Annotated in this window: 9 protein-coding genes and 1 pseudogene; 2 read left to right on the top strand and 8 right to left on the bottom strand. The window is 67.8% G+C overall.

What is annotated here, in order from left to right:
- From X803_RS21570 to argC, 5 genes are all read right to left on the bottom strand, one after another.
- Positions 1-647, bottom strand: a 647-nt coding sequence (locus X803_RS21570) for an ornithine carbamoyltransferase (RefSeq protein ID WP_035778965.1), incomplete at its 3' end; no start/stop codon positions are given.
- Positions 644-1,948, bottom strand: a complete 1,305-nt coding sequence (locus X803_RS19940) for an acetylornithine transaminase (RefSeq protein ID WP_051470747.1) — start codon at positions 1,946-1,948, stop codon at positions 644-646. The genes X803_RS21570 and X803_RS19940, both read right to left, overlap by 4 nt.
- A complete protein-coding gene (gene argB, locus X803_RS0113195; protein ID WP_026545503.1) occupies positions 1,945-2,856 on the bottom strand; it encodes an acetylglutamate kinase in 912 nt (303 codons plus the stop codon). The genes X803_RS19940 and argB overlap by 4 nt, the downstream gene beginning before the upstream one ends.
- A gap of 34 nt (positions 2,857-2,890) precedes the next feature.
- On the bottom strand, positions 2,891-4,060 hold the full coding sequence (gene argJ / locus X803_RS0113190) for a bifunctional glutamate N-acetyltransferase/amino-acid acetyltransferase ArgJ (protein WP_026545502.1): 1,170 nt from the start codon (positions 4,058-4,060) through the stop codon (positions 2,891-2,893).
- Positions 4,057-5,088 carry an N-acetyl-gamma-glutamyl-phosphate reductase gene (gene argC, locus X803_RS0113185; RefSeq protein ID WP_026545501.1) on the bottom strand — a complete coding sequence of 344 codons (1,032 nt, stop codon included), beginning with the start codon at positions 5,086-5,088 and terminating at the stop codon, positions 4,057-4,059. The genes argJ and argC overlap by 4 nt, the downstream gene beginning before the upstream one ends.
- A 131-nt stretch (positions 5,089-5,219) precedes the next feature.
- Here argC and X803_RS0113180 point away from each other — a divergent pair, with 131 nt between their 5' ends.
- Positions 5,220-6,185: a quinone oxidoreductase family protein gene (locus tag X803_RS0113180; RefSeq protein ID WP_026545500.1), complete on the top strand. Its 966-nt coding sequence runs from the start codon at positions 5,220-5,222 to the stop codon at positions 6,183-6,185.
- A 95-nt stretch (positions 6,186-6,280) separates the two neighbouring features.
- Here the strand turns inward: X803_RS0113180 and pheT are convergent, their stop codons facing one another.
- Both pheT and pheS read right to left on the bottom strand, forming a co-directional pair.
- On the bottom strand, positions 6,281-8,818 hold the full coding sequence (pheT, locus tag X803_RS0113175) for a phenylalanine--tRNA ligase subunit beta (RefSeq protein ID WP_026545499.1): 2,538 nt from the start codon (positions 8,816-8,818) through the stop codon (positions 6,281-6,283).
- 2 nt (positions 8,819-8,820) lie between these two features.
- On the bottom strand, positions 8,821-9,921 hold the full coding sequence (gene pheS, locus X803_RS0113170) for a phenylalanine--tRNA ligase subunit alpha (RefSeq protein WP_084033753.1): 1,101 nt from the start codon (positions 9,919-9,921) through the stop codon (positions 8,821-8,823).
- 121 nt (positions 9,922-10,042) lie between these two features.
- Between pheS and X803_RS21565 the strand changes: the two genes are divergently transcribed.
- Positions 10,043-10,576 (top strand): eCIS core domain-containing protein, encoded by a 534-nt coding sequence (locus X803_RS21565; protein ID WP_156930067.1) that lies wholly within the window; start codon positions 10,043-10,045, stop codon positions 10,574-10,576.
- Here the strand turns inward: X803_RS21565 and X803_RS19935 are convergent.
- Positions 10,512-10,802, bottom strand: a pseudogene (locus X803_RS19935) (pyroglutamyl-peptidase I); the annotation flags it as partial. The gene X803_RS21565 and the pseudogene X803_RS19935 sit on opposite strands and share 65 nt — an antisense overlap.

Here is a 10,802-nt window from a genome sequence, read left to right as displayed (position 1 = left end):
GCGGGGTCGGTGGTGATGAGGACCGAGCCGCCGGTCTCCACGGCACGCTTGTTCGCGGCGTCCACGATGCGCTGCTCGGGGAGGTAGCCTTCCGGGCCGGCGATGCGCACGTGCATCCCCGCGGTGACGCCCGCCAGGAGGTACGAGTTGGCCATGTTGTTGGCAGCGTCGCCGAAGTACGCCATGGTGAGCCCGGCGAGCTTGCCCTTGTGTTCCCGGATGGTGAGGAGATCGGCGAGCAGCTGGCACGGATGGTAATCGTCGGACAGCGCGTTGATCACCGGAACGGAGGACGCCGCCGCCATTTCTTCCAGGCCTGCCTGTGCGTAGGTGCGCCAGACGATGGTGGAGACCATCCGTTCGAGGACCCTGGCGGTGTCGGTGATGGATTCCTTGTGGCCGAGCTGTGATTCCCCCGAACCGATGATGAGCGGCACCCCGCCCAGGTCCGCGATCCCGGTGGCGAAGGACACCCGGGTGCGGGTGGAGGTCTTGTCAAAGATCACCGCGACCGTCTTGCGCCCGGTACCTTCCCCGGCATACGTCGAGGCCGAGTAGGGCGCCTTCTTCAGCTCGAGCGCCAGGTCGAGGACCTCGTTCTGTTCTGACTGGCTCAGGTCCGTGTCGACCAGGAAGTGACGGGTCATGCGGGGGCCTCCGTGCTCTGGGCAGCGTGTGTGCGTGCATTGGCGGTGCGTGCGGTGTCGAGGATTCCGGGCAAGGCGTCGAGAAACCCCTGTGCTTCGGCACGGGTCAGGATCAGCGGCGGTGCGAGCCTGAGGGTGTGCGGAGTCGGAGCGTTGATGATGAAGCCCTGCTCGAGCGCTTCCCTGACGGCTTCGGCCGCGAAATCGCCGTCGAGGTCGAAGCCGATCAGCAGGCCCTCCCCGCGGACCTCCTCCACTCCGGGCACAGCGGTGAGGCTGCTGCGGAGGAAAGCGCCGACGTCGTCCGCGTTCTGCAGCACCGCACCCGCTTCCAGCGCGTGCAGCGTGGCGAGCGCAGCAGCCGTGGCGACGGGGTTGCCGCCGAAGGTGCTTCCATGCTGGCCGGCCGTCAGCAGCGCGGATGCCCTGGGCCCGAAGGTCACCAGCGCTCCGATCGGGAAACCGCCGCCGAGTCCCTTGGCGAGGGTCATGGCGTCGGGAGTGATGCCGCTGGCCTGATGTGCGAACCAACGCCCCGTCCTACCGACCCCGGTCTGCACTTCATCCAGGATCAGCAGCGCTCCGGCTTCGCGGGTCAGTTCCCGGGCGCGCTGCAGGTAGCCGGTACTGAGCGGACGGACACCCGCTTCACCCTGGATGGGTTCCAGAACGACGGCGGCGACGGACTCATCCAGCGCGGCCTCCAGCGCCTGAAGATCATCAAACGGCAGGTGCTCGACGCCGCCGGGCAGCGGCTCGAACGGCTCGCGGTAGGCCTGCTTCGCGGTCAGCGCGAGCGCTCCCATGGTGCGGCCGTGAAAGCCGCCCTCAAGGGCAAGGATGCGGGTGCGGGGTTTCGCGTCCGCGGCAGCCGCGCTGTTCCGGCGGGCCAGTTTGAACGCCGCCTCGACGGCCTCCGTACCGGAGTTGGCGAAGAACACCTTCGACCCCGCAGGCGCACCGGAGAGAGCCAGCAGCTTTTCGGCAAGCGCAACCTGGGTGGGGCTGGTGAAGAAGTTCGAGACATGGCCGAGCGTCGCCAGCTGCGAGGAGATCACCGAGGTGACGAAGGGGTGAGCATGGCCCAGCGCGTTCACGGCAATGCCGCCGAGCAGGTCGAGGTACTGCTTGCCGTCGGCGTCCCAGACCAGGCAGCCGGCGCCGCGCACCAGGACCCGCTGCGGGGTGCCGAACACACCGAGCACCGAATCCGCGTACCGCTGCAGCCACTCCTTCCCCTTCGCCGGGTCAACCAGGGCTGACGCGGGAGCACTTTCAATGGACGATTCCTTGCCGTTCATGCCGCATCGTCCTCGTCCGGCACTACCTGCGTGCCTATACCGGCTGTGGTGAAGATTTCGAGCAGCATCGAGTGCGGCAGCCGCCCGTCGACAATGTGGGCACGCTCCACTCCCCCGTCCACGGCCTTGAGGCACGCGGTCATCTTCGGGATCATCCCCGACTCGAGGGCGGGCAGGAGTTCGCGCAGCTCGGTGGCCGTCAGAGAGGAGATGAGGCTCGTGCGGTCGGGCCAGTTCGAGTAGAGGCCCTCGACGTCGGTCAGGATGACGAGCTTCGATGCTCCGAGCGCCTCGGCAAGCGAGGCGGCGGCGGTGTCGGCGTTGACGTTGAGGACCTGCCCGGTGCCGTTGCCGGCGTCATCGATCTCGGGGGCAACCGTGGAAATGACGGGGATGCGTCCGGCTTCGAGGATGTCAAGGATGGCGGCCGGGTTCACGCCGACCACCTCACCGACCAGGCCGAGGTCCACTTCCTCGCCGTCCACGACGGTGCCCGTCCGGATAGCCCGGAGCAGCGCGCCGTCCTCACCGGAAAGACCGACGGCGTACGGACCGTGTGAATTGATCAGGCCGACGAGTTCCCTGCCCACCTGCCCGGTGAGCACCATCCGCACCACGTCCATCGCCTCCGGGGTGGTGACCCGCAGCCCGCCCTTGAACTCGGACGTGATCCCGAGCCGGTCAAGCATGCTATTGATCTGCGGACCGCCGCCGTGCACCACAACGGGATGGATTCCGGCGTGGTGGAGGAAGACGATGTCCTCGGCGAAGGCGCGGCGGAGGTCATCATTGACCATGGCGTTGCCGCCGTACTTGATCACCATGGTGGTGCCGGCGAACTGCTGGATCCAGGGCAGCGCCTCGATCAGGGTTGCCGCCTTGTCCTGCGCGGCGTTGAGAGTGTTCATGGTGTCCTTCGACGCGGTGTTCCGGGCAGGAGCGTCAGCTCGAGTAGGCCGAATTTTCGTGCACGTATTCGTGGGTGAGGTCATTGGTCCAGATGGTCGCTGCCTCGGACCCGGCGTTGAGGTTGATCTCGACGGTGACGAGCCGGCCTGTGAGGTCCACCAGTTCCCGGGGCTCCCCGATGCCGCCGTCGCGGCAGATCTGCACGCCGTTCATGGCCACGTCGAGGCGGTCGGGTTCGAAGGCAGCGCTGGTAGTGCCCACCGCCGCCAGCACCCGGCCCCAGTTGGGGTCGGCGCCGAAGATGGCGGCCTTGAAAAGGTTGGAGCGCGCCACCGCGCGTCCCACCATCTCGGCGTCATCCTCGGTGGCTGCGTTGAACGTCCGGATGGCGATGGTGTGGCTGGCGCCCTCGGCATCCTCGATGAGCTGGTGGGCCAGCGAGGCGCAGACACCGGTGAGTGCCTCGGCGAACTGCACCGGATCCGGCCGGACGCCGCTCGCCCCCGAGGCGAGCAGCACCACGGTGTCATTGGTGGACATGCATCCGTCCGAGTCCGCGCGGTCGAAGGTGACCCGGGTGGCGGCGCGCAGTGCCGTATCGAGCACGGCAGGGTCGAGGACGGCGTCAGTGGTGAGAACCACGAGCATGGTCGCGAGTCCGGGCGCGAGCATTCCCGCTCCCTTCGCCATGCCTCCGATGGTGTAGCCCTCGCTCGCATCATCCTGCGTGGCCGGATAGGACGCGGTCTTGGACACCGAGTCGGTGGTCATGATCGCTTCCGCCGCCGCCCGCCCACCGCCGTCCGAGAGGAGACCCACGGCGCGGCGTACACCGGGCAGCAGCTTGTCCATCGGCAGCTGCTCCCCGATGAGGCCGGTGGAACAGACAAAGACGTCCGTGGCGGACACGCCGAGCGCCTCCGCTGCGAACTCGGCGGTCTGATGCGTGTTCTGGAAACCCTCCGGCCCGGTGCAGGCATTCGCTCCGCCGGAATTGAGGACAACGGCGTCCACCCGCCCGTCGGACACCACCTGGCGTGACCAGTGAACCGGGGCGGCTGCCACCCGGTTGGAAGTGAAGACCGCTGCCGCGTGGCGGTGCGGGCCGTCATTGACGACGACGGCGACATCACGTGCGCCCGTCGACTTCAGTCCTGCGGCGACGCCTGCGGCGCGGAATCCCCTCGGTTCGGTAACGCTCACGGAGCAACTCCTGATCCGGTCAGGCCCGTGGTCTCCGGGAGACCGAGGGCGATATTCATGGACTGGACCGCTCCGCCTGCGGTTCCCTTGGTGAGGTTGTCTATTGCGCAGCTGATGATGACGCGGGCCGCGTGCTCGTCGAAGGCCAACTGGAGCTGCGCCGTGTTCGAGCCGAGGACCGATTTGGTGGCGGGCCACTGGCCATCGGGCAGCAGCGTGACGAAGGGTTCGTCGTCGTACGCGGCTTCCCAGGCCTCACGCAGCTGCGCTGCGGTAGTGCCCGCAATAACGCGCGCCGTTGCCGTCGTGAGAATTCCGCGGGCCATGGGAGCGAGCGTGGGCGTGAAGGACACCGTGACCGGTGTTCCGGCTGCCCAACCGAGCCCCTGCTCGATCTCCGGGGTATGCCGGTGCCCGCCGCCCACTCCGTACGGGCTCATGCCGCCCATCATCTCGGACCCGAGGAGATGGGTTTTCTGGGCCTTGCCCGCTCCGGAGGCACCGGACGCGGACACGATGACGACGTCGTCGGGCTGGAGCAGCCCGGCGGTGAATCCGGGGGTGAGTGCCAACAGAGCGCTGGTGGGGTAACAGCCCGGCACGGCGATGCGGCGTGCGCCGCGCAGCGCCTCGCGGGCGCCGGGAAGTTCGGGGAGCCCGTAGGGCCAGGTTCCGGCATGCGCCGAACCGTAGAAGCGCTGCCAGGTATCGGCGTCTTCGAGCCGGTGGTCGGCGCCGGCATCGATGACCAGCACATCGTCCGGCAGTTGCGCAGCCACCTCGGCGCTGGCCCCGTGCGGCAGCGCCAGGAAGACGACGTCATGTCCGGTGAGGTTGTCGGTGCTGGTTTCCTCAATGATGCGGTCGGCCAGCGAGTGGAGGTGCGGTTGGACCTCGCCCAACCGGCTGCCGGCGCTGCTGTGCGCGGCGATGGCGCCGATGGTCACGTCCGGATGGGTGGAGAGCAGGCGCAAAACCTCGCCGCCGGCGTAGCCGCTTGCTCCTGATACCGCCACGGAAATACTCATGCTTCCCATCGTACAGTAAACCTATTCATACCGACACATATTTATGCATCCATTTGCCGGGCGGGAATGAGTATCCTGCAGGTCCGGTTGGTTCGAGATACGAGCATACGCAACGAGAAGGAGACCACACCATGCCCATTGCCATCGCCGCTGAACAGGCCGGAGGGCCGGAGGTCCTGAAACCCGTCACCCTGGACCGCCCCACACCGACCGGCACGCAGTTGCTCGTGAAGGTGGCGGCCGTGGGGGTGAACTTCATCGAAACCTACCAGCGGTCCGGGATCTACCAGGTCGAGTACCCGTTCATTCCGGGCGGGGAAGCCGCGGGCGAGGTTATTGAAGTGGGGAGCAAAGCGGAGGGGTTCGCCGTGGGCGACCGCGTTGCCTTCGCCGAAGGAGCGCGCTCCTATGCCGAATACACCCTCGTGGAGGCGGAGAAGGCCCTGCCGGTGCCGGACGGCGTGGATCTGGAAACGGCCGCGGCGGTTCCCCTTCAGGGAATGACGGCGCACTACCTCGTCAACTCCACCTACCCTGTCCAGGCCGGCGAGACGGTGCTCACGCACGCCGGCGCCGGCGGCACGGGGCTTCTGCTGACCCAACTGCTCAAGGCCAAGGGGGCCCGGGTCATCACCACCGTCTCCACGGATGAAAAGGAAGCGCTCGCGCGGGAGGCAGGAGCCGACGTCGCACTCCGCTATGAGGGCTTCCCGGAACGGGTGCGGGAACTGACCAACGGGACCGGTGTGGACGTGGTCTATGACGGCGTCGGCAAGGCGACCTTCGACGGCTCGCTGGAGTCCCTGAAGGTCCGCGGCATGCTGGTGCTGTTCGGGGCGGCATCCGGTCCCGTGCCCGATTTCAACCTGCAGCGGCTGAACAGCTCCGGCGCCCTGTACGTGACCCGCCCCAGCCTGGCGTTCTACCTGCGGTCTGCCGAGGAACGCCGCTGGCGTTCAGGCGAGGTGTTCGGGGCGGTGGCGGACGGTTCCCTGAAGGTGCGGATCGGCGCCCGCTACGCACTCAGCGAGGCGGCCCAGGCTCATGAGGACCTTCAGGCACGCAGGACCACCGGGAAGATCCTCCTCGTCCCCTGAGGCGCCTGGCCCTTCCGCCCGGCGTTGAGTTGTCAGGACACACCCCTTTTGAGGTTCCTTTAACGGCGTGTCCTGCCAACTCAACGCGGGGTGGGTCAGCGCTGGACGGCTCCGTGGCGTTCGGCCGCCAGGTGCACGGCCTGGTCGCGGGCAGCGCTGGCCTCATCGGCTGTCAGGGTGCGGTCGGTGGCCCGGAAGCGCAGCCCGAACGCGAGCGACTTCTTCCCCTCGCCGATCCCCTGCCCGGAGTAGACGTCGAACAGGTGTACCTCTTCGAGCAGCTCGCCGGCGCCCTCGCGCAGGGTCGCGAGGACCGTGTCCGCGGGCAGTGCGGCGTCCACCACGAGGGCAACGTCCTGGGTGGTGGCCGGGAACGTTGACAGGTGCCGTGCCACGATCACATCGGGTGCGGCCTCGAACAGCAGGTCGGCGTTGATTTCCAGTGCGACGGTGCGCGGCGGGAGGTCCTGGGCCGCGAGGAGTTTCGGATGCAGTTCGCCCGCATAACCGAGCACCTCGCCGCTGCGCAGGCTGACGCGGGCCGTACGGCCGGGGTGGAACGCCCGGTGCTCACCCTGGTCAACCACGAGGTCCACACCGACCACGTCCGCCATGAGACGGATGGTGTCCAGCGCATCCGCCCAGTCCCAGGCGCGCGGGGTGTGGCCCGCGGCCGCCGGTGAGTCCTTGCCGAGGAACACCGCGGCGATGGTCAGTGGCTGCAGGGGCAGCCCGCCATACAGGTTCTCCAGCGTGTCCTCGTCCGGCAGGGCGCCGAGCGGCGGGATAGATTCGGTGCCGAGTCTCTCCTGCGGGAGGAAGACCAGCCCGGCCTCGAAGAGTGCCAGGTCCCGGAAACCACGGGAGGAGTTGCGCTTGGCCACCTCGATCAGGCCCGGGAGGATTGACCGCCGCAGGTAGCTGAACTCGGAGCTCAGCGGATTGGCCAGCTTCACAGCTGGCCCGGTTCCTTCGGCCGCGCCGAACGTGTCATTGGCGTCCTGCGACACGAAGGGGTAGGACAGCACCTCGGTGAGGCCGGAGTCCGCGAGCGCGGCGAGAACACGGCGCCGCTGTTGCTGGGTGCGGGTCAGGCCACGGCCGGGAGGCGCCACCGGAAGGCGCGACGGAATCTGGTCGTAGCCGACCAGCCGCGCGATTTCCTCGGCGAGGTCGTCCTTGATGGTGAGGTCCTGACGCCAGCTTGGCGCTGTGACCCGCCAACCGCCGTCGTACTTCATCACCTCGGCACCAAGGTCCGTAAGTGCACCTTCAACCTGCTCGGGCTCGAAGTCAATGCCGATCCGCTCGGAGGCATAGCCGGCGGGCAGCTCGATCAGGACCGGTTCCGGCGCCGCACCGACGTCGGTGGCCGAGGCATCGGCCGTGCCGCCGGCGAGCTTCACCAGCAGGTCAACCACCCGCTGCGCCGCGACGTCCGCCACATGCCAGTCAACGCCGCGCTCAAAGCGCTTGGACGCCTCGGAGGGCAGCTTGTGGCGGCGGCGGGCCCGTGCGATGGATACCTCGTCGAAGTGCGCCGATTCCACCAGGACATCCGTGGTGGCATCCGAGACCTCGGTGGCGGCGCCGCCCATCACGCCCGCAATGCCTATGGCACCGGAGCCGTCGGTGATCAGGAGGTCTTCGGGATGCAGCTTGCGCTTGCGGTCATCGAGAGTCACGATCAGCTCGCCGGGGTTCGCCCGGCGCACCACGATGTCTCCGGTCAGCTTGGCGACGTCATAGCAGTGCGTGGGCTGCCCGAGCTCAAGCATGACGTAGTTGGAGATGTCCACCGGCAGGGAGATCGAACGGATTCCGGCCAGCCGCAGCCGGGACACCATCCACTGCGGCGTCGGCCGCGTGGCATCCACGCCGCGCACCACGCGCGCCACGAAACGGTCGCAGCCGTCATTTCCGTAGATAGGCGCCTGATCCTCCAGTCGCACCGGGTAGCCTGCGCCGTCTGCGGAATCAACGACGACGGCGGCAGCCGGGTCGGTGAATGCGGAACCGGTGGCGTGGGCATACTCGCGCGCGATCCCGCGAATGGAGAAGCAGTAGCTGCGGTCGGGAGTCACGTTGATCTCGGCGGCCTGATCATAGAGACCGAGCAGCTCCATGGCATCGGAACCCACCTCGGGATCCAGGCCCAGGGTGGACAGCACCAGGATCCCGTCGTGGTCGTCTCCGATACCGAGCTCACGGACGGAGGCGATCATGCCGGCGGAAACATGGCCATAGGTCTTGCGGGCCGCGATGCGGAAGTCTCCTGGAAGCACAGCTCCCGGAAGGGTGACCACCACCTTGTCCCCCTCGGCGAAGTTGTGCGCACCGCACACAATTCCCTGAACGCCCGAGGGGTCGATGCCGTCAGCGGTGAGGGTCTGCTCAGCGCCTTCGGGGACCACGCGGACCTGGCACCAGTTGATGGTCTTGCCGTTGCTCTGCGGTTCCTTCTCGATGGAGAGAACCTGGCCGACGACGATGGGCCCGGAGAGTGCGTCGGTGGGACGGTGGACGGCCTCTTCCTCCAGGCCCACCTTCACGAGTTCGGCCATGACGTCTTCGGCCGTCGATTCGGCAGGAACCTGGGCGTACTCACGCAGCCAGGACAGTGGAATTCGCATGGTCAGATCTCCATCCCGAAGTGCTCGCTGAAACGTACGTCGCCCTCGATCATGTCCCGCATATCCGAGACCTCGTTGCGGAACATGAGCGTGCGCTCAATGCCCATGCCGAAGGCGAATCCCGAGTACACCTCGGGGTCGATGCCGGCGGCGCGCAGCACATTGGGGTGCACCATGCCGCAGCCTCCCCACTCGATCCACTGCGGGCCGCCCTTGGCGCCGGGGTGCCAGATATCAAGCTCCGCGGAGGGCTCTGTGAAGGGGAAGTAGTTCGGGCGGAGGCGGATGCCGGCGTCGTCGCCGAACATGAGCCGGGCGAAGTGCTCAAGGGTCCCGCGCAGGTCGGCCATGCTCAGGCCCTTGTCGATGGCCAGGCCCTCGAACTGGTGGAACACGGGGGTGTGGGTGGCGTCCAGCTCGTCGGTGCGGAAAACCTTTCCGGGGCACAGGACGTAGATCGGGACCTCCCGCTCCAGCATGGCGCGAACCTGCACCGGCGAGGTGTGGGTCCTCATGAGCAGGTGAGCCTCGGGCGGCTCGATGAAGAAGGTGTCCTGCATTTCGCGTGCCGGGTGGTCCGGCTTGAAGTTCAGTGCGTCGAAGTTGAACCACTCGGACTCGACCTCGGGCCCCTCCGCAATCTCCCAGCCCATGCCGACGAAGATGTCGCTCACGCGCTCCTGCAGGATTGAGAGCGGGTGCCGTGCGCCGGCACGACGACGGCGCGGAGCCGCCGTGACGTCGACGGCCTCCTCGACGAGGATGCGGGCGTCGCGCTCAGCCTCGAGCTCCGTGGTGCGGGCGGCGAGCGCTTGGTTGATGCGTCCGCGGGCGGGGCCGATGTTCTTCCCCGCAGCTGCCTTCTGGTCCTTCGCCAGCGACCCGATCAGCCGGTTCGCGAGGCTCATCGGCGACTTCTCACCCGTGTGGGCGAGGCGCACCGACTTGAGCTGGTCGAGGTCGGCGGCGGCCGCGATGTCGCTCAGGGCGCGGTCAACGGCGGCAGCGATCGCTTCGGCGTCCAGGGGATCCGGGGCAACAGCGGGAGTGGACACAGCCGGATAAGCCTCTGGGGCATCCGAGGGCTTGGTGGGTTCAGACATGAGTGTGCTTTTACCTTGGTGTCGTGAGCGCAGTGGGTGCCGGCAGCGGTGGTGCAACAGGTTTCCGGCGGCCCTGTAAGTCTAAGGGACCGCGGGCCGGTATTACTCATAGACTGGCGCCATGAACAGCCGCGACCGATTGCGCTCCGCACTCAACTGGGTGAACGGGTCAACACTGCTCGGGCTGGCACTCGCGAAGGTGGCGGGCTGTGAGATCCGGCCGGCGCCCCGCGGCCTCCTCTTTGCACACGGCTACTCCCCCGGTCTTCCGAAGGCTTCCGCGTTCACGGTGGGCAACGTTGTGCTGTTCCGTGCGGGGCATGCCGAGGTTGCCCGGCGACCCAGCCTGGTGGCCCACGAAGCACGGCACAGCGCCCAGTACGCCCTGTGTTTCGGCGTGCCGTTTTTCCCCGCCTATTTCTTCTTCGCCGGGTTGTCCTGGCTCCTCACGGGCGACCCCGCTTCACGGAATCCCTTCGAGCGTGCCGCCGGGCTGCAGGCGGGCGGCTACACCGAACGCCCGGTGCGGCCGGCGCTCCGCCGGGTGCTACGGCGCAGGGTCCTGCGACGCGTTAGTGTTCCGCGCCGCATTAGTGTTCCGCACCGGCCGGCACCCGGGCGTCAGCCCCGGCCACCGCGCTTGCCCGGGCAATGATCACCAGCGCCGCGGCCATCTCCCCGACCGGCAGCCCGGGCGCCTGGTGGGCCTCAGCCTGCGGAGTCGAGAAGGGCACGTGGATGAACCCGCCGCGGGCCGCAGAGCCGGCGCGCGCCAACAGGTCCATCAGCCCGTAGAACACGTGATTGCACACGTAGGTCCCGGCGGTCTGGGAGACGGCAGCCGGCAGGCCCGCGTCGGCGAGCGCCTGCAGGCTCCGTTT

This window comes from Arthrobacter sp. 35/47 (assembly GCF_000520475.1).
GTDB classification, from domain to species: domain Bacteria; phylum Actinomycetota; class Actinomycetes; order Actinomycetales; family Micrococcaceae; genus Arthrobacter_D; species Arthrobacter_D subterraneus.
This window is presented reverse-complemented; position numbering and strand designations above follow the sequence as displayed.

Bases quoted from the DNA above. Each gene is read 5' to 3' on its own strand.
- argC (WP_026545501.1), bottom strand. From the start codon at position 5,088: ATGAGTATTTCCGTGGCGGTATCAGGAGCAAGCGGCTACGCCGGCGGC.
- X803_RS21565 (WP_156930067.1), top strand. From the start codon at position 10,043: ATGAACAGCCGCGACCGATTGCGCTCCGCACTCAACTGGGTGAACGGG.
- pheS (WP_084033753.1), bottom strand. From the start codon at position 9,921: ATGTCTGAACCCACCAAGCCCTCGGATGCCCCAGAGGCTTATCCGGCT.
- argB (WP_026545503.1), bottom strand. From the start codon at position 2,856: ATGAACACTCTCAACGCCGCGCAGGACAAGGCGGCAACCCTGATCGAG.
- X803_RS19940 (WP_051470747.1), bottom strand. From the start codon at position 1,948: ATGAACGGCAAGGAATCGTCCATTGAAAGTGCTCCCGCGTCAGCCCTG.
- pheT (WP_026545499.1), bottom strand. From the start codon at position 8,818: ATGCGAATTCCACTGTCCTGGCTGCGTGAGTACGCCCAGGTTCCTGCC.
- X803_RS0113180 (WP_026545500.1), top strand. From the start codon at position 5,220: ATGCCCATTGCCATCGCCGCTGAACAGGCCGGAGGGCCGGAGGTCCTG.